Raw genomic sequence first — 16,846 nt, 5'->3', positions numbered from 1 at the left:
GGAGGTGAGGCCGCCATGAGTAGTAGCCAGCCTCCCAGTCCCTGCCCGCGCTGACCGGCTCGCCACCTCTGCCGGTCGGCCCTTGTCCCGCCCGGAAAGGGGTCTGCCATGTCCGACTGGCGTTCCCGCGCGCTCCGCCCGTACAAGCGCGCCACGCAGTCCCGCAACGGCCGCCGTCCCGAGCCCGCGCCCGAGCACGAGCTGGAGCCCCGGCACCGCGACGAGGAGCCCGTACCGCCCGCGGAGTCCAGCGTCGTCGACGCGGCGGTGTACCGCGACGGGCGGCGCGTGAGCACCCCCTCTTCGCTCGCCGAGGCGTACAAGCGGCTGCCCGACGCGCCCGACGCCATGGCCTGGATCGGGATGTACCGGCCGGCGGAGGAGCAGCTCCTCGCCGCGGCCGAGGTCTTCGGACTGCACGAGCTGGCCGTGGAGGACGCGATCGTCGCCCACCAGCGCCCCAAGCTCGAACGCTACGGCGACACCCTGTTCGTCGTGCTGCGCGCCGCCCGCTACCGGGACGAGACCGAGGACGTCGACTTCGGCGAGCTGCATGTGTTCCTCAACCCCGACTTCGTGCTGACCGTGCGCCACAGCGAGGCCCCCGACCTGTCCGCGGTGCGCCGCCGCATGGAGGCCGACCCCGATCTGCTGCGCCTGGGCACCGAGGCGGTCCTGTACGCGATCCTGGACGCCGTCGTGGACGGCTACGCGCCCGTGGTCGCCGGTCTGCAGAACGACATCGACGAGATCGAGACCGAGGTCTTCGGCGGCGACCCCCGGGTCTCCCGCCGTATCTACGAACTGTCCCGGGAGGTCGTGGAGTTCCAGCGCGCCACCCGGCCCCTGCTCCGGATGCTCCAGGGGCTCTCGGCCGGATTCGCCAAGTACGGGACGGACGAGGAACTGCAGCGCTATCTGCGCGACGTGGCCGACCACGCCACGACGGTCGTGGAGCGGGTGGACGGCTTCCGCCAGATGCTCGCCGACATCCTCGTCGTCAACGGCACGCTGGTCACCCAGCAGCAGAACGCCGAGATGAAGCTGCTGGCCGAAGCGGGCCATGCGCAGAACGAGGAGATCAAGAAGATCTCGGCCTGGGCGGCCATTCTCTTCGCGCCGACCCTCGTCGGGACGATCTACGGCATGAACTTCGAGCACATGCCGGAGCTGAGCTGGGTGTTCGGCTATCCCTTCGCCCTGCTGCTGATGGCCGCGGTCTGTGTCGGCCTCTACCAGGTCTTCAAACGCCGCGACTGGCTCTGACCCGCGCGCCGCCCCGTAGGCCGGGGCCCCGTCGCCGGGCCCCGCGGTCACGGACGGGCAGTCACGGACAGGCGGTCACGGACGGGCGTCGGAGCGGTGCGGCAGCGAACCGTCCGGCCCGAACCTCATCGGGCCTTCCGTCGTGGGAGCCGGCCGGGCGGGGCAGTCCGGGAGCGGTCCGCGGAGCCGGCCCGACCATGAGGAAGCCCCTGTTCGCGGTGGACGGGACCGTGCCCGGGCCGAGGGCGGGATCCTCAAAACGGTGACATGAAACGATCAGCGCCCCTGCGACCCTCTTCCGCGATCCGGGCCACGGACATGGCAACTGCCGCCCCAGCGGCTCCGGTTGTGCGTCCCGCTCCCACCGCCCACCGCCGCCCGCGCCCGTCGGCCTCCCTGCCAGGGCCCCGCCGGCCTCGGCCATTCGGCCCATCGCCGGGCCCCGAACGGCGCGGGCCTCCGTAATCTCCTGATGTGAACGACCTTCGCAAAAGGGTCCTTCTGGGCCGTCCGCTGCCCACGACGGGGATGGGCGAGACCCTGCTGCCCAAGCGGCTGGCCCTGCCGATCTTCTGCAGCGACCCGCTCTCCTCCGTGGCATACGCGACGGAGGAGATCCTGCTGATCCTCGCGCTCGGCGGGCTCTCCCTGCTCCACTTCACCTGGTACGTCGGCGCAGGCATCGTGGCGCTGCTGATCGTCGTCGTCGCGTCCTACCGCCAGACCTGCCACGCGTATCCGAACGGCGGCGGGGCCTACGTGGTCAGCTCCGAGAACCTCGGGCGGGGCGCCGCGCTGACGGCCGCCAGCGCGCTGCTCGTGGACTACGTCCTCACCGTCGCGGTGTCCGTCGTGGCCGGGGTCGCCGCGATCACCTCGGCCGCGCCCGCCATGGCCGACCACGCGGTGGGCCTGTCGGTCGGGTTCGTGGCGCTGCTGACCCTGATGAACCTGCGCGGCATCCGCAGAGCGGGCCGCGCCTTCGCGTTCCCCACCTACGGCTTCGTGGCCGGCATCTACCTGATGTTCGCCTTCGCCGCGGTGCGCCTGGCCACGGGCGAGACCGTCCGCGCCGAGTCGGCCGATCTGCCCGTGGACGCGACGGGGACGTTCGCCGGGCTCGGCCTGGTCCTGCTGGCGATGCGCGCGTTCGCCTCCGGTTGTACGGCCCTGACGGGCGTGGAGGCGATCAGCAACGGCGTGCCCGCGTTCGCCAAGCCCCGCAGCCGTAACGCCGCCACGACACTCGCGATCATGGGCCTGCTCTCGGTGACCATGTTCGTCGGGATCACCGCCCTGGCCCTGAACTACCACGTGCACGTGGCCACCGACCCCGCACAGCTCGGGCTGCCCCCCGGCACCGCCCAGCCGACCGCGCTCGCGCAGATCGCCCGGGCGTCCTTCGGCGGCGCCGAGGTGTTCTTCTACTACGTGCAGGCGGCCACCGCCGCGATCCTGATCCTCGCCGCCAACACGGCCTTCAACGGCTTCCCGATGCTGGCCTCGATCCTCGCCCAGGACCGGTATCTGCCGCGCCAGTTGCACCACCGCGGCGACCGCCTGGTCTTCTCCAACGGCATCATCCTGCTGGCCCTCGCCGCCATCGCCCTGATCGTCGCCTTCGACGCCAGCGTCACCGCGATCATCCAGCTGTACATCGTCGGCGTCTTCGTCTCGTTCACGCTGTCCCAGACCGGCATGGTCCGGCACTGGCAGAAGGAACTGGCCACGACCACCGACCGCGCCGCCCGGCGCCGTATGCGTCACTCCCAGACGATCAACGCGGTGGGTGCCACCTTCACGGCAGTCGTGCTCGTGATCGTCGTGGTCACCAAGTTCACCCACGGCGCCTACCTCGTGGTGATCGCGATGCCGCTGCTCATCCTCGCCATGAAGGGCGTACGGCGGCACTACGACAACGTGACCGAGGAGCTGAGCGTGGCTCCGGACGCCGGGCCCGAGCCGCCCGCCCGCAACCACGCGATCGTCCTCGTCTCCCGGGTCCACGCCCCGACGCTGCGGGCGGTGGGCTACGCGCTGTCCATCCACGCCCAGAGCGTGCAGGCGGTCACCGTCGGCGTCGACCGCGAGGAGGCCGAGGAGCTGCGGCGCGAGTGGGAGGCCCACGACATGGGCGTACCGCTGGTCGTCCTGGACTCCCCGTACCGCGAGATCTCCCGCCCCGTGCTCGCCTACGTGCGCGGGATCCGCAGGGAGAGCCCGCGGGATGTGGTCACCGTCTTCATCCCGGAGTACGTGCTGGGCCACTGGTGGGAACAGTTCCTGCACAACCAGAGCGCCCTGCGGCTCAAGGCCCGGCTGCTGTTCATGCCGGGCGTCATGGTCACCGACGTGCCCTACCTCCTGGGCTCCGCGCGGCGGCAGCGGGAGAAGCGCCGGGACGCATCCCGTCGCGAGCGATGACTTTTGGGTCCGGCTCGGGTCTTCTGTGTTCAACGGAGGAGTGGAAGGACGGAACGGCCATGAGCAAGCGCACGTCCGGGCTCGCGATCGAGACCGCGGGACTGGTGAAGACCTTCGGCGAGACACGCGCCGTCGACGGAATCGACCTCGCGGTGCCCGCGGGCACCGTGTACGGGGTACTGGGCCCCAACGGCGCGGGAAAGACCACCGCCGTCAAGATGCTGGCCACCCTGCTGAGACCGGACGCGGGCGAGGCCCGCGTGTTCGGCCACTGCGTACGGCGCGAACCGGACGCCGTACGCAGCCGGGTGAGCCTGACCGGGCAGTACGCGTCGGTCGACGAGGACCTGACCGGCACGGAGAACCTGGTCCTGCTGGGCCGCCTGCTGGGCCATCGGAAGCCCGCGGCGCGGACGCGCGCCGCCCAACTGCTGGAAGCCTTCGGCCTGACGGAGGCGGCGGGCCGCCAGGTCAAGAACTACTCGGGCGGCATGCGGCGGCGGATCGACATCGCCGCCTCCATCCTCAACACCCCCGACCTCCTCTTCCTCGACGAGCCCACGACCGGCCTCGACCCGCGCAGCCGCAACCAGGTGTGGGACGTCGTACGTGCCGTGGTCGCGCAGGGCACCACCGTTCTGCTGACCACCCAGTACCTGGACGAGGCGGACCAGTTGGCCTCGCGGATCGCCGTCATCGACCACGGCAAGGTCATCGCCGAGGGCACCAAGGGCGAGCTGAAGGCCTCGGTCGGCGCGGGCTCGGTGCACGTACGCCTCCGGGACCCGGCGCAGCGGCCCGATGCCGAGCGGGTGCTCGCGGAGCACCTCGGTGCGCAGGTGCAGCTCGAGGCCGACCCGGTCGCGCTGACGGCCCGGGTCGGCGGGGGCGGCGCGGTCGGTGCCGTGGGCGCGGTGGCGAACGGTGCGGCAGGGGCGAACGGTGCGGCAGGGGCGAACGGTGCGCCGGGCGCTCCTGGTGGCTCGGGCGCGGAGGCCGTCGGAGGGCTGGGGGCGGCCGAGCAGGCCGCTCGCGCGCTCTCCGAGCTGGCCCGGGCCGGCATCACCGTCGACAACTTCTCGCTGGGGCAGCCCAGTCTGGACGAGGTCTTCCTCGCCCTCACCGACCGCCCTGCCTCGGCCGGGACGGCCAAGGACTCACCGGCAGGCTCGTCGGCCGCCGCCAAGGAAGAGGCAGCAGTATGACCACCGCGACGACCACGGACTCCCGGACCGAAGAGCTTGCGCCCGTCACCGCCGACAGCCTCGCCGCCGTCCTGGTGGCGACGGACCGGCCGCCGCGGCCGAGCGCCTGGTCGACGTCGTTCACCTTCGGCTGGCGGGCCATGCTGAAGATCAAGCACGTCCCCGAGCAGCTCTTCGACGTCACCGCCTTCCCGATCATGATGGTGCTGATGTACACGTACCTCTTCGGAGGCGCGCTCGCCGGATCGACCACCGAGTACCTGCAGTTCCTGCTGCCGGGCATCCTGGTCATGAGCGTCGTGATGATCACGATGTACACGGGTGTCTCGGTCAACACCGATATCGAGAAAGGCGTGTTCGACCGCTTCCGCACCCTGCCGATCTGGCGCCCCTCGGCGATGGTCGGCTATCTGCTGGGCGACATGCTCCGCTACACCATCGCCTCCGCCGTCATGCTGAGCGTCGGCCTGATCCTGGGCTTCCGGCCGGACGGCGGCGTCATCGGCGTCCTGGCCGGGGTGGCGCTGCTGCTGGTCTTCTCGTTCGCGTTCTCGTGGATCTGGACGATGTTCGGGTTGATGCTGCGCACCGAGAAGTCGGTCATGGGCGTCAGCATGATGGTGATCTTTCCGCTGACCTTCCTCAGCAACATCTTCGTCGAACCGAAGACCATGCCGGGCTGGCTGCAGGCGTTCGTGAACAACAGCCCGATCACCCATCTCTCCTCCGCCGTACGGGGATTGATGGCCGGCGACTGGCCCGCGGCGGACGTCGCCTGGTCGCTGGGGTGGGGCGCCGTCTGCGTCACCGTCTTCGGCACGATCACCATGCGGCTCTACAACCGGAAGTAGCCCGCGGGGCCCGAATGCCCCGAACCCGTCCCCCGTGAGCTCCAGGAGCTCACGGGGGACGCGGTCTTCAGGGGAGCGACCTGCCCCCCCGGTCGAGGGGGGTCAGCTCCCGTCGAGGAGCCGCTTCAGCTGTACGACCTCGGCCGACTGGCCCTTGACGACGGCGGCGGCAAGGGCCTTGGCCTTCGCGCTGCGGCCGTTGTGCTGCTCGTCCCTTGCCATCGTGATGGCGCCCTCGTGATGACGGATCATCAGGCGGGCGAACTCGCGGTCGAAACCTGCCCCCTCGGCCTTCTCCAGCCGGGTCATCTCGTCTGCCGCCATCATGCCGGAGGCGCCGCTGCCGTCCCCGTGGTCCATGTCTCCGTGGTCCATGTCCCCGCGGTCGGCGCCGCTGCCGCCGCCCGGCGACTGCGGCTTGCCCCACGCCGTGAGCCAGGACCGCAGGGTCGCGATCTCGGGGCCCTGGGCGTCCTCGATGCGCCCGGCCAGCTTCCCGATCTCCGGGTCGGAGGCGCGTCGTTCGGCCAGTCGCGCCATCTCCAGCGCCTGCCGGTGGTGCGGGATCATCTGCTGGGCGAAGGCCACGTCGGCGTCGTTGAACCCGCCGGTCCCGGTGGCGGACTTGCCGGTCGCCGGGGCGGCGGACGGGCGCTCCCCGTGCCGGGCGCCGTGCGACGCGTCGTCCACGGCGCCGCCGCACGCGGCGAGCAGAAGCGTCGCGGCGGCAGCGCCCGCGAGGGCGAGGCGGCCGCGCCGGGCACGGCGGGGTGTGCGAAGGAATGCCTGCATGGTGGTGCACCTCATGGGTGTCGGTCCGGTCTGCGGATGAAGGGTGCGACGGGGTACGCGGACGCGGCTCGGCCGGGCACGCCGGCAGCAGCGCATGCCGATGGGGCAGGCAGAAGCCGGGCGTTGACGGACGAGGAAGGGGCGCCGACCGACGGTCGGCACCCGAGCACGGGGTACGCGACATGTGATGCCGTGTCCGCGCGCCCGCGTGGCCGGGCGGCCTAGATCCGCAGGACGGACAATTCCGCGAGGCGGGGTGCGCGAGGAGGTGGCGCGCGGGGCGCGGGCGAGGCGGCCGCGGCGGCTGCCGGGACCGTCGTACGCCACGCACGCCGGCGGGCGAGCAGCACACGGACGAGGCCGGCGATCAGCAGCGACCCGAGGACGGCCACGCACACCGAGAGCGGGTCCATGCCGTGTCCGGCAGGACCGTTCGCCTTCGATGGGTCCGCGGGAGTCGCCGGCCCGGCGGGATGCGCTGCCCCTTCGCGGGCCCCTGCACCGGCCTGCTCGGCTGACAGCCCGGCTGCCTGCCCGGCTGTCCGTCCGGCGTCGTGAGCGCCCATCGCCGCGTCGCGTCCGGCCCGGTGGCCGTACGCCTCGCCGCTCCCGTGCGCGGCCATCGCCATCGGCCCGGTGGCGGCCGCAGCCGCAGCCGCGTGCGAGGACGGGGCGTTCTCGTGCCCGCCGGACCGCCCGTCCGGATGGCCGAGGGTGTGCATGGTGAAGACGGAGAAGGCGAGCACGACGACGAGCAGCAGGTGTCCCAGGACACCGGCTCGCTTCGCCGTACCGCCTCCGCGCACCGGACCGCCTCCCTCGCGGGTCGGGGCTCCCGAACATACCACCCAGGGGTATGGTCCTCCCCCGGTGGCCGTCACCCCGCCGCTCCACCCGCGCGGCGCTCGCCGGACCGCTGTCGCACCCGCCTAAGGTCGCGCCATGCACCGCGATCACGGGCGGCCGCACGGCCACCGGACCGTCCTCACCGCCGACTTCGGCTCGAAGGAACAGTGGGTCGCCGGGCGTTCCTGGGCGTATCCGGACGGAGGCCCGACCAACGCCGGGGACAACAAGCTCGACCATCTCGTCTCCGACCCGGACCACTCCCGCGGCGGCGTCTTCCGCGCCACCCGCCGCCCCGAAGGCACCTGGAGCACCGGTCTGCTGACGACGGAGGGCAGCGCGGAGGAGTTCACCGTCCGTACCGGTGACGTGCTCGAGGCCCATGTCCGGCTGCCGGTCGAGCAGGGGGCCTGGCCCGCGATCTGGACCTGGCGGGACGGCGGGAACGAGATCGACGTCTTCGAGTACCACCCCGACAACCCGGATGTGCTGGAGCTGTCGAACCATGTGCGCGGCGGCGGCCACTACCACGCCGGCCCGGCGATCCGGCCCGGCGCCCGGGTCGCCCTGCGGGTCTCGTTCGGGGCGGACTCCGTCGTCTGGTGGGTCGACGGATCACAGGTCTTCGCGGACGGTACGGGCGTGGGCCGCGGCTGGAGCGCGTACCTCATCGTGAATCTCTCCGTCTGCGCGGGCGGGCATCACCCCGCGCCGGACGCCTCCGTCACCGCCATGTCGTACGAGGTCTCCCACCTCCGCGTTCTGCGGCCCTGCTGAGTCGTGCCGGACCACCGCCGCGCCCCGGGCCGGGCTCCGGCTCGCCAGGGCCCCGGTCCCGCCCGGCCCTGCGTCCGGGCCTCGCCCGGCCTCGCCCGGCCTCGCCCGGCCCGCGCGGCCTCGCCCGGCCCGCGCGGCCTCGCCCGGCCCGCGCGGCCTCGCCCGGCCCGCGCGGCCTCGCCCGGCCCCGCGCGGCCTCGCCCGGCCCCGCGCGGCCTCGCCCGGCCCCGCGCGGCCGGGCGAAGGGCGCGGGCCCCTGTGTCGCGCCGCACCGGGCGTCCGTAGCTGACTTATCGTCACAAAACGGATGACCGAGCCTCGGGAGCACCCCCATGCCGTCGCGCAGACACACCAGCGCCGCCGCGGCGCCGGACAAGCCCCGGCGGGGGCTGCTCAGGCCACTCGGCGAGTGGTGCGCACGCCACCACTACCTCGTCATCGTCCTCTGGCTGGTCGCGCTGGGGGGAGTGCACGCCGCGAACAGCACCTGGGGTGGCACGTACGCCGACAACTTCACCCTGCCCGGGACCCAGTCCCAGGAGGGCGTCGACGTCCTGGACGAGCACGCTCCCCAACTGGGCGGGCAGAGCTCCACGATCGTGCTGCACGACTCCGCCAAGCCGCTCACCGACGACCGGAGCCAGGTCGACCAGGTGGTGGACAACCTCTCCAAGCTCCCGCACGTCATCGCCGTGCAGAACCCGCTGCCGTCCTCCTCGCAGCCGCCGCCGCAGCCCGCGCCTTCCACCGACGGCCCCAAGCCCTCCTCGCCGCTGTCGAAGGACGGCAGGATCGCGTACATCACCGTGCGCTGGGACACCAACCCCCAGGCCCTGGGGACCTCGTACCTGGACAACGTCGACGGCGCGGTCGAGCCGCTGCGCCAGGCGGATGTCGACGTGGAGTACGGGGGCAGCCTCGGTGAACTCGCCCGGCCCAAGGCCAACGACCTGCTCAGCGAGGCGATCGGGTTCGGCGTCGCGGTCGTGGTGCTCGTCATCGGGTTCGGCAGTCTCATCGCCGCCGGTGTACCGCTGCTGACCGCCCTGCTCAGCGTGATCGTCGGCGTGAGCTGCCTCGGCCTGGTCGCGGCGGCGTGGACCTTCGCCTCCGTCTCGCCGACGCTGGCGACGATGATCGGGATCGGCGTCGGCATCGACTACGCCCTGTTCCTGCTGACCCGCCACCGCCAGCAGGTCATGGAGGGCGAGGATCCGGTGGTGAGCGCCGGCCGGGCGGTGGCCACCAGCGGGCACGCGGTGGTGGTCTCGGGCTGCACGGTCATCGTCGCGCTGGCCGGGCTGTCCGTCTCGGGCGTCAGTTTCATCAGCAAGCTGGGCGTGGCCGCGGCGATCACGGTGGTCACCGCCGTCCTGGGGGCCCTGACGCTCGTACCGGCGCTGCTCGGTCTGATCGGCCGCGCCATCGACCGCTTCACGGTACGGACGCCCGTCGCCGAGTCCGGTGCCCCGGCGAGTGCGAAGCCCGGGGCCACCGCCGGAACGCGCGGGACGGGAACGGCCGGTGCCGGGGCCGGAGCGGCCGAGGCACAGGGCACCTGGCACCGGTACGCACAGCACGTCGAGCGCCGCCCCTGGTGGTTCCTGGGCGGCGGAATCGCCGTGCTCGCCGTCCTCACCGTCCCCCTGTTCTCCATCCAGCTCGGGCACATCGACGACGGCGCCGACCCGACCAGCTACACCGACCGGCGCGCCTACGACCTGATCACCGACGGCTTCGGCGTCGGCACCAACGGCCCGGTGACCGCCGTCATCGACCAGTCGAAGGTCCCGAACGCCGATCGCGCCGCGCTCGCCGACAGCGTCCAGAAGAACCTCACCGGCGTCCCCGGCAGCGCGAGCTTCTCCCCGCTCCAGACCCCGGGCGACGGCGACGTGCTGCTCAGCACCGTCATCCCGGACCAGCGCCCGCAGGACGAGGCGACGACCGACCTCATCAACCACCTCGCCGACGACGTCCTGCCGAAGGCCGCCTCCGGCACCGAGGCCAAGGGCTACGTCACCGGCACCACCGCCGCGCAGGTCGACTTCCGCAACATCATCGCGGACCGGCTTCCCCTCATCATCGCCGTCGTCGTCGGCCTGGCCTTCATCATCATCCTGATCGTCTTCCGCGGACTCCTGGTCGCCCTGAAGGCCGCCGTGCTCAACCTGCTGTCGATCGGCGCCTCGTACGGCGTCGTGGTGGCGGTCTTCCAATGGGGCTGGGGCGGGCCCGAGTTGGGGGTCAACGGCACGGTGCCGATCGAGAGCTATGTGCCGATGATGATGTTCGCGATCATCTTCGGTCTGAGCATGGACTACGAGGTGTTCCTGCTCTCCCGCGTCCACGAGGCGTGGGAGCGGACCGGGGACAGCCGCGGCAGCGTCGCCCACGCCCTGGAGATCACCGCGCGAGTGATCACCTGCGCCGCGCTGATCATGGTCAGCGTCTTCGCGGCGTTCATCATCAGCACCAACATCGTGGTGAAGATGCTGGGCCTGGGCCTGGCCGTCAGCGTGCTCGTCGACGCCACGATCGTCCGCCTGCTGCTCGTACCCGCCGTCATGACGCTGCTCGGGAAGAGCGCGTGGTGGATGCCGCACTGGCTGGACCGGATCCTGCCGCGTGTGCAGGCGGAGGGGGACGACGGCACCTGAGCAACCCCCGGGGTGCGCAGGGACGTTCGGGGAGCGAGGACGGTTCGGCCATGGATCGTCCCGGGCGGCGGCGCTTCACTGAACGGCGGATGCCGTGCCGCACGGCAACGGCAGGGGCCACGACGAGCCGCCCGGACGGGCGCTGGAGGTAGCAATGCTGGAACTCGCCCGGAACGCCGCGCTGATCGCGGCCACCCTCGCGACGGGCCTGATGGCCGGGCTCTTCTACGCCTTCGCCGTCTCCGTCATGCCCGGCCTCGGCCGGACAGGCGACCGGGTCTTCGTGGACGCGATGCAGAAGATCAACGCCGCGATCCTCAACGGCTGGTTCGCCCTGGCCTTCGGCGGAGCGCTCGTGCTGACGGCCCTCGCCATGGCGCTGCACATCCCCGGGGACGGGCGGGAGCCCCTGCCGTGGACCGTGGCCGCGCTCGTGCTGTACGGGGCGGTGCTCGTCATCACCTTCGCGGTGAACGTGCCGCTCAACAACGAGCTGGACGCGGCCGGGGACGCCGAGGGCATCGCCGACGTGGCGGCCGTCCGCGAACGGTTCGAGACGAGATGGGTCCGCTGGAACATCGTCCGCGCGGTCCTCAACACCGGGGCCCTCGGGGCGCTCACCTGGGCGCTGGTGCTGCGCGGGCGGACGTAGACGGGCGTGCGTGTGCGGCCGGGCGTGCGGCCGGGCATGAGCGGCCGGGCATGAGCGGCCGGACAGGGCCGGATCGGCGGGGTGTGCAGGCCGGGGCGGGCGGCCGCGTGCACCGTCCCCTAGGAGGGTCCCGTACCCGTACGGCCACCCGCGCCCGCATCCGCCACGCGGTCAGACCGATTCCACCGGCTCCTGAAGCTCGGTCACCCAGTGGTCCGGGCCTCCTTCGCAGCTCAGATAGAGCTCGCGGGCAAACCCGGCGGAGCGGTACCCGTTGGCGTCGATCCAGCGCGCCAGGGTCTGTGCCGTCGGCATGATCCGCTCCATGGAGCCCCGGTGCACGATCGTCGCGGCGCTCTCGATCGCGGGCAGGTCCACGATCGCGAAGTCGTGGCCCTCCTCCGGCTGCGCCGCGACCGTGACGCCCGCGTGCACGGTGACCGCGTCACCGCCGTCGGGTGAGTCCTCGTAGTACGCGATGTTCGGCCCCGCCGGTGTCAGGCCCGCGGCTTCGAGGCGGCGGCACAGCTCCTCGTAGAGCGGCTGGATGACCGGGCCGATGTCCTCGGGCCCGAAGCTGGCCGCCGTGCCCGCCAGTTCGGCGAGACGGACGGGCGGGATGCGCTTGATGACGACGTCGTCGGCAGGCATGTGTCCCTCACTCTCGATCGTCCGGAGCCTCGCCTCGACCTGGGACAGCCGCAGCGCGTCGGCGGCCATCGCCGCCTCGAGCTGCGCGCGCCGCAGCCGCAGCATCCCGCGCAGCTCGCCCGCGTTCACCTCCTCGTCGAGGATCGACTGCACCTGCTGGAGGGAGAAGCCGAGGTCCTTGAGGGCGATGATGCGGTTGAGTCGCGCGAGCTGGCCGGCCGCGTAGAAGCGGTAGTTGCCGGCAGGGTCGACGCGGGCGGGGCGCAGGAGCCCGATGGCGTCGTAGTGGCGCAGCATCCGGATCGACACGCGGCCGTGCCGGGCGAAATCTCCGATGGTGAACATGGTGTCTCCGAGTGCAGGCCCTCACACGGTGTCACAGTCAAGGAGATCCGTAAGAAGTTCGTCATCGGTCGGCTGGGACCGTGCGGCGCAGCTGCGGCGTTGATGCGGACAAGAGGAGAACCCAGGGGCTCGACCGCCCCCGGAGGAGACTGGAGAGACTCATGCATCGCCTGCTGCGGCTGCTGCGCAACCCCGTGGTCATCGGAGTGCTGCTCCTCGGGGCGGCCGGGGTGGGATTCGGGCTGTACTGGTTCCAGCCGTGGAAGCTGGCCACGAGCCAGACCGTGGAGGAGGATCTGCCCACGGAGATCGCGCCCCGGCCCGGCGAGGAGTCGTCCCGCCCGCAGCGCGTCAGGACACTGGCCACCGGCGAGCTGATCAGCCACGAGCACCGGACCAGCGGCACCGTGAAGATCCTGGAGGGCGCCGACGGCGACCGGTTCCTGCGGCTCGAGAACCTCGACACCAGCGACGGCCCGGCCCTGCACGTCTGGCTCACCGACGCCCCGGTGAAGAAGGGCGAGGACGGATGGCACGTCTTCGACGACGGCGCGCACGAGGATCTGGGCGAGCTCAAGGGCAACAAGGGCGACCAGAACTACCGCATCCCGCCCGGCACCGACCTGAACGAGTACACCAGCGTCTCCATCTGGTGCGACCGCTTCGACGTCTCGTTCGGTGCGGCCGAACTCGTGAGGAGCTGACCGCCGGCCCCGACCCGTACCGGCTCCTCCCTGCCCCGGGCACGGCCCCGTGGTGCACGATGGTGCGCCCGGAGGGGCAGCCGGCGAGGGAGGACCGTATGGCCGGGAGCGAGGTCCAGGGGCGCGTCCTGGTGGTCGACGACGACGCGGCGATCCGCAGGTCGCTGGAGCGCGGGCTGCGGCTGCGCGGCTTCTCGGTGGCCCTGGCAGACGGCGGGCGAGCGGCGCTGGGCAGCGTGCGGTCCCAGCCCCCCGATGTGATCGTGCTCGACATCTCGATGCCCGGTCTCAGCGGGATCGAGGTGTGCCGCGCGCTGCGGGATGACGGCAACGACGTACCGGTGCTGATGCTGTCGGCGCTGGACGAGACCGGCGACCGGATCGCGGGGCTCCAGGCGGGCGGCGACGACTATCTGGTCAAGCCCTTCGCGCTCCAGGAGCTGGTGCTGCGGCTCCAGGCTCTGCTGCGCCGCCGCCCGCCCCGGACCACCGACGGCGTACGGGTCGGCGCCCTGGCCATGGACCCGGCGGCCCGGCGAGCCCGACTGGACGGCGTGGAACTGATCCTCACCCGCCGCGAGTTCGAGCTGCTGGAGGCGCTCGCGCGCAACGCCGGGAGCGTGCTCACCCGCGACCAGCTCCTCGACCGGGTCTGGGGCTACGACTTCGAGGTGCGCACCGACGCCGTCGACACGTTCGTCAGCTATCTGCGGCGCAAGCTCGAAGCCGGAGGACGGCCCCGGATCATCCACACGGTGCGGGGCGTCGGCTTCGTCCTGCGCGACGACGGGGATCCGGACGGGCCGGGCGGCGACGCCGCCGCCGGACGCGGGGAGGCCCGGTGAAGCTCTCCACACGGATCGCGCTCGCCGTGGGCGTCGCCGTACCCCTGCTGGTGCTGGCGTCCGGCTGGCTGCTGCTCCGGCTCGTCGCCGACGACCTGCATGGACAGCAGGACGCGCATCTGCGCGAGCGCGCGGCGGCCGTGGCCCAGGACGCCCGGCGGCTGCTGCGGGCCACCGCCAACGACCGGCCGCCCGCGGCTCTGCAGTCCCGCGAGCGCCGCCTCTACACCTCCGCGCTCGACGTCGGCATCCGGCTCGTCGGCCCCGAGGGCACCGCGTCCGGCGGCCCGCAGCCCGAACCGTCCGTGGCCCTGCCCGAGGCCGCCCCCGCACCCGTCACCCTCCACGCGGGGGACGCCGGCTGGCGGGTCATGTCCGTCGAGGTGACCGGGGCGCGGCAGAACATCGCGGGCACGCTGTGGCTGTTCTCCCCCGACACCGCGAGCGAGGCCCAACTCGGCCTCGTCCGCAGGCGGGTGGTCACCGTGGCGCTGCTCGCCGCACCCCTGTCCGGACTTCTGGCCTGGGCCGTGGCCTCCCGTGCCGCCCGCCCGCTGCGCCTGCTCCAGCAGCGCACCAGCGGGCTGGACCCCCGCTCCTCCGCGGCCCGGCCGCGGCACGCGCCCACGGGCGTCGGCGAGGTCGACGACCTGGCGGGCACGCTCCGGACCGTATTGGAGCGGTACGACGAGCAGGCGGCACGTACGGAGGAGGCACTCGCCACCGCGCGGTCGTTCTCGGCCGCGGCGTCCCACGAGCTGCGCACCCCGCTGATGAGCATGCAGACCAATCTGGAGATCCTCGCCGACCACCCGGGCCTGGAGGCGCAGGAGCGCGACGAGGTGGTGACCGACCTCCGGCGCGAACACGCCCGTCTGCTGGGCCTGCTCGTCATGCTGCGCGAACTGGGCCGCGGCGACCTGGTCGAGGCCGAGGCCTTCGGCCCGCTGGACCTGGCCGAGGTGCTCGATGCCTCCGCCGGTGACCTGCGCCGCCGCCATCCCGAGGCGCGGATCGGCGTGGACGGTGTGCCCGGGGTGCTGGTGCACGGCTGGGAGCCCGGACTGCGCAGCGTCGTGGACAACCTCCTCACCAACGCCCTGGTGCACGGCCGCCGGGACGGCCGTCCCGCCGAGGTCGAAGCCGTCCTGCGCGCGGCGGTCGAGCAGCCGGGCCCGGCCACGCCCGGCGGGCCGGTCGCGGTACTGACCGTGGACGACCGCGGCCCCGGCATTCCGCCGCAGGCGCGGGGGCCGGTCTTCGAGCGGTTCCGGCGGCGCCCCGACAGCCCGGGTTCCGGTCTCGGACTCACCCTGGTCGCCCAGCAGATCGCGCTGCACCGGGGGCGGATACGGGTGCTGGACCCGCCGTCGGGCGCCGGCACCCGTATCGAGGTGCGCCTGCCGCTGCGCGACGGGCCTTCGGCGGCGGAGGCGACGCTGCCGCTGCGGCGGGACTGGATGATCGGCACGGCCGCCCGGCCGCAGCCCGACGGGCGGCCACAAGGTTTCCACAAAGACGGTTCCTAGCGTTCCGGGCGATGGACGACCGACCCCACCGGACCGGAGGGACCGCCATGCCCACGACGCCGAACACCCCGGGCGAGCCCGGAACATCCCGTACGTCGCGGAACACGCATTCGCTGAGCCAGATGCCGCGGAACGGCAGGAGGAAGAAGACACTTGCCGCCGCCGTCACCGCCGTCACCGCCGTCACCGCCGTCACCGCCGTCACCGCCGTGACCGCTGCCGGCGTGCTGATCGCCGGAGCCGGAATCGCGGAGGCGGGATCCGGGGGCGGTGACCACGGCAAGCGCGCGCACCGGTCCGCACCCGAGGGCGACGGCGCCAAGCGGCTGTGCAAGCGCGCCCCGAAGATCGACAAGCGCCTCGACCGCGCTCTGGACCGGCTGGGGGCCGGAGAGGCCAGGCGCGGCTCCATCGCCCGGCTGGAGAAGCGTGTCGCCAACGCGAAGAAGGCCGGGCACAGCGAGATCGAGACCTTCCTCAACCACAAGCTCACCTTCCGGCGTTCGCTCGTGCCGACCCTCGAACAGCGCCGGAAGGACCTCAAGGAGGTCCGGACGTGGTGCGCCGCCAACAACAACGGCAAGAGGACGGACGGGGACAAGAGCGGTGACAAGAGCGGTGACAAGGCCGGGGGCAACGGGAGTGAAGGGAGCGGGAGTTGATGCGCGCGCTTGCGCGTCGGCACCGTACGGCCGCCGCCCTCGTACTGCCTGCACTGGCCGCCGCAGCGGTGCTCCTCACCGGCTGCGGCGGGGGCGAGCGGTCCGGAGCGGACGACGCCCCGTCCTCGCCCGCGAGCGGTGATACGGCTCCGGCCGGCGAGCCGTCGGACGTGTCACGGATGCAGAAGCTCGTCGACGACGCGGAGTCGGCGGTCGGGAAAGCGGAGTCGGACGCAGCGGCGGACGACTGACCCGGTCGTACGGGCGGACGGGCGGACGGGCCTTAGTACGGTCGGCCGCACCTGCGCAGGGACCGGCACCGCGCGGCGGGGCCACATCCGTACGGTGCGCGAGGGCGATGGTGCGTCGTAGGCGGGGCCGGGCGAACGGGGTGGTGCGCAGTCCAGGGGCCGCGCGCTCGGCCACCATGGTCGGCAGGGACGGCGATGCCCAGGCACGCCCGGACGAAGGCTGGCACGGCGTTCATCTCGCCGCCGTCCACCGTGAAGGTCGGCTAGAAACCGGCGGCCCGGCAGGCAGCGAGGGTCAGGTCTCCGAGGTCGTAGCCGTGCCGCCGCCGTACGACTCGGCACCGCGCCGCCGTACGACTCGGCACCGCGCCGCCGTACGACTCGGC

Annotated in this window: 15 protein-coding genes and 1 pseudogene; 12 read left to right on the top strand and 4 right to left on the bottom strand. The window is 72.6% G+C overall.

What is annotated here, in order from left to right; all coding sequences use genetic code 11:
* The first annotated feature begins 108 nt into the window (after positions 1-108).
* The 4 genes from ACGFNH_RS21380 to ACGFNH_RS21365 all read left to right on the top strand — a co-directional run bounded on the left by ACGFNH_RS21380 (position 109) and on the right by ACGFNH_RS21365 (position 5,746).
* On the top strand, positions 109-1,266 hold the full coding sequence (locus ACGFNH_RS21380; protein WP_393655956.1) for a magnesium and cobalt transport protein CorA: 1,158 nt from the start codon (positions 109-111) through the stop codon (positions 1,264-1,266).
* A 528-nt stretch (positions 1,267-1,794) separates the two neighbouring features.
* Positions 1,795-3,690, top strand: a complete 1,896-nt coding sequence (locus tag ACGFNH_RS21375) for an APC family permease (RefSeq protein ID WP_393656162.1) — start codon at positions 1,795-1,797, stop codon at positions 3,688-3,690.
* A 59-nt stretch (positions 3,691-3,749) separates the two neighbouring features.
* Positions 3,750-4,895 (top strand): ATP-binding cassette domain-containing protein, encoded by a 1,146-nt coding sequence (locus tag ACGFNH_RS21370; RefSeq protein WP_393655954.1) that lies wholly within the window; start codon positions 3,750-3,752, stop codon positions 4,893-4,895.
* Entirely contained in the window at positions 4,892-5,746 is an 855-nt protein-coding gene (locus tag ACGFNH_RS21365; protein WP_393655952.1) for an ABC transporter permease, read from the top strand. Before ACGFNH_RS21370 ends, ACGFNH_RS21365 begins: the two co-directional genes overlap by 4 nt.
* A 102-nt stretch (positions 5,747-5,848) precedes the next feature.
* On the opposite strand, the gene ACGFNH_RS21360 is transcribed toward ACGFNH_RS21365, so the two are convergent.
* Together ACGFNH_RS21360 and ACGFNH_RS21355 are read right to left on the bottom strand one after the other, a co-directional pair.
* Positions 5,849-6,538, bottom strand: coding sequence for a DUF305 domain-containing protein (locus ACGFNH_RS21360; RefSeq protein ID WP_393655950.1), 690 nt, complete (start codon positions 6,536-6,538; stop codon positions 5,849-5,851).
* A gap of 221 nt (positions 6,539-6,759) precedes the next feature.
* Positions 6,760-7,344 (bottom strand): hypothetical protein, encoded by a 585-nt coding sequence (locus ACGFNH_RS21355; protein WP_393655948.1) that lies wholly within the window; start codon positions 7,342-7,344, stop codon positions 6,760-6,762.
* Between the two features lie 136 nt (positions 7,345-7,480).
* Between ACGFNH_RS21355 and ACGFNH_RS21350 the strand changes: the two genes are divergently transcribed.
* From ACGFNH_RS21350 to ACGFNH_RS21340, 3 genes are all read left to right on the top strand, one after another.
* Positions 7,481-8,161: a beta-glucanase gene (locus ACGFNH_RS21350; RefSeq protein ID WP_393655946.1), complete on the top strand. Its 681-nt coding sequence runs from the start codon at positions 7,481-7,483 to the stop codon at positions 8,159-8,161.
* Between the two features lie 332 nt (positions 8,162-8,493).
* Positions 8,494-10,821 (top strand): MMPL family transporter, encoded by a 2,328-nt coding sequence (locus tag ACGFNH_RS21345; RefSeq protein WP_393655944.1) that lies wholly within the window; start codon positions 8,494-8,496, stop codon positions 10,819-10,821.
* 94 nt (positions 10,822-10,915) lie between these two features.
* Positions 10,916-11,473 (top strand): DUF1772 domain-containing protein, encoded by a 558-nt coding sequence (locus ACGFNH_RS21340; protein WP_393655942.1) that lies wholly within the window; start codon positions 10,916-10,918, stop codon positions 11,471-11,473.
* A 171-nt stretch (positions 11,474-11,644) separates the two neighbouring features.
* Here ACGFNH_RS21340 and ACGFNH_RS21335 read toward each other — a convergent pair whose 3' ends face one another.
* A complete protein-coding gene (locus ACGFNH_RS21335) occupies positions 11,645-12,469 on the bottom strand; it encodes a MerR family transcriptional regulator (RefSeq protein ID WP_393655940.1) in 825 nt (274 codons plus the stop codon).
* Between the two features lie 161 nt (positions 12,470-12,630).
* Between ACGFNH_RS21335 and ACGFNH_RS21330 the strand changes: the two genes are divergently transcribed.
* From ACGFNH_RS21330 to ACGFNH_RS21310, 5 genes are all read left to right on the top strand, one after another.
* On the top strand, positions 12,631-13,173 hold the full coding sequence (locus ACGFNH_RS21330; protein WP_393655938.1) for a DM13 domain-containing protein: 543 nt from the start codon (positions 12,631-12,633) through the stop codon (positions 13,171-13,173).
* 98 nt (positions 13,174-13,271) lie between these two features.
* On the top strand, positions 13,272-14,018 hold the full coding sequence (locus ACGFNH_RS21325; protein WP_393655936.1) for a response regulator transcription factor: 747 nt from the start codon (positions 13,272-13,274) through the stop codon (positions 14,016-14,018).
* Positions 14,015-15,547 carry a sensor histidine kinase gene (locus ACGFNH_RS21320; protein ID WP_393655934.1) on the top strand — a complete coding sequence of 511 codons (1,533 nt, stop codon included), beginning with the start codon at positions 14,015-14,017 and terminating at the stop codon, positions 15,545-15,547. The genes ACGFNH_RS21325 and ACGFNH_RS21320 overlap by 4 nt, the downstream gene beginning before the upstream one ends.
* An 11-nt stretch (positions 15,548-15,558) precedes the next feature.
* Positions 15,559-16,209 carry a hypothetical protein gene (locus ACGFNH_RS21315; RefSeq protein ID WP_393655932.1) on the top strand — a complete coding sequence of 217 codons (651 nt, stop codon included), beginning with the start codon at positions 15,559-15,561 and terminating at the stop codon, positions 16,207-16,209.
* Positions 16,209-16,460, top strand: coding sequence for a hypothetical protein (locus ACGFNH_RS21310; RefSeq protein WP_393656177.1), 252 nt, complete (start codon positions 16,209-16,211; stop codon positions 16,458-16,460). Before ACGFNH_RS21315 ends, ACGFNH_RS21310 begins: the two co-directional genes overlap by 1 nt.
* A gap of 64 nt (positions 16,461-16,524) precedes the next feature.
* Here the strand turns inward: ACGFNH_RS21310 and ACGFNH_RS21305 are convergent.
* Positions 16,525-16,798: pseudogene (locus tag ACGFNH_RS21305) on the bottom strand (LysR family transcriptional regulator substrate-binding protein); the annotation flags it as partial.
* Positions 16,799-16,846 lie beyond the last annotated feature (48 nt).

This window comes from Streptomyces sp. NPDC048639, assembly GCF_043199075.1.
Taxonomy (GTDB): domain Bacteria; phylum Actinomycetota; class Actinomycetes; order Streptomycetales; family Streptomycetaceae; genus Streptomyces.
The sequence above is the reverse complement of the archived record's forward strand: the minus strand, read 5'-3'. Positions and strand labels throughout refer to the sequence as shown.

Coding starts and splice junctions, on each gene's coding strand:
- ACGFNH_RS21380 (WP_393655956.1), top strand. CDS start 109: ATGTCCGACTGGCGTTCCCGCGCGCTCCGCCCGTACAAGCGCGCCACG.
- ACGFNH_RS21375 (WP_393656162.1), top strand. CDS start 1,795: ATGGGCGAGACCCTGCTGCCCAAGCGGCTGGCCCTGCCGATCTTCTGC.
- ACGFNH_RS21370 (WP_393655954.1), top strand. CDS start 3,750: ATGAGCAAGCGCACGTCCGGGCTCGCGATCGAGACCGCGGGACTGGTG.
- ACGFNH_RS21365 (WP_393655952.1), top strand. CDS start 4,892: ATGACCACCGCGACGACCACGGACTCCCGGACCGAAGAGCTTGCGCCC.
- ACGFNH_RS21360 (WP_393655950.1), bottom strand. CDS start 6,538: ATGCAGGCATTCCTTCGCACACCCCGCCGTGCCCGGCGCGGCCGCCTC.
- ACGFNH_RS21350 (WP_393655946.1), top strand. CDS start 7,481: ATGCACCGCGATCACGGGCGGCCGCACGGCCACCGGACCGTCCTCACC.
- ACGFNH_RS21345 (WP_393655944.1), top strand. CDS start 8,494: ATGCCGTCGCGCAGACACACCAGCGCCGCCGCGGCGCCGGACAAGCCC.
- ACGFNH_RS21335 (WP_393655940.1), bottom strand. CDS start 12,469: ATGTTCACCATCGGAGATTTCGCCCGGCACGGCCGCGTGTCGATCCGG.
- ACGFNH_RS21330 (WP_393655938.1), top strand. CDS start 12,631: ATGCATCGCCTGCTGCGGCTGCTGCGCAACCCCGTGGTCATCGGAGTG.
- ACGFNH_RS21325 (WP_393655936.1), top strand. CDS start 13,272: ATGGCCGGGAGCGAGGTCCAGGGGCGCGTCCTGGTGGTCGACGACGAC.
- ACGFNH_RS21315 (WP_393655932.1), top strand. CDS start 15,559: ATGGACGACCGACCCCACCGGACCGGAGGGACCGCCATGCCCACGACG.
- ACGFNH_RS21310 (WP_393656177.1), top strand. CDS start 16,209: ATGCGCGCGCTTGCGCGTCGGCACCGTACGGCCGCCGCCCTCGTACTG.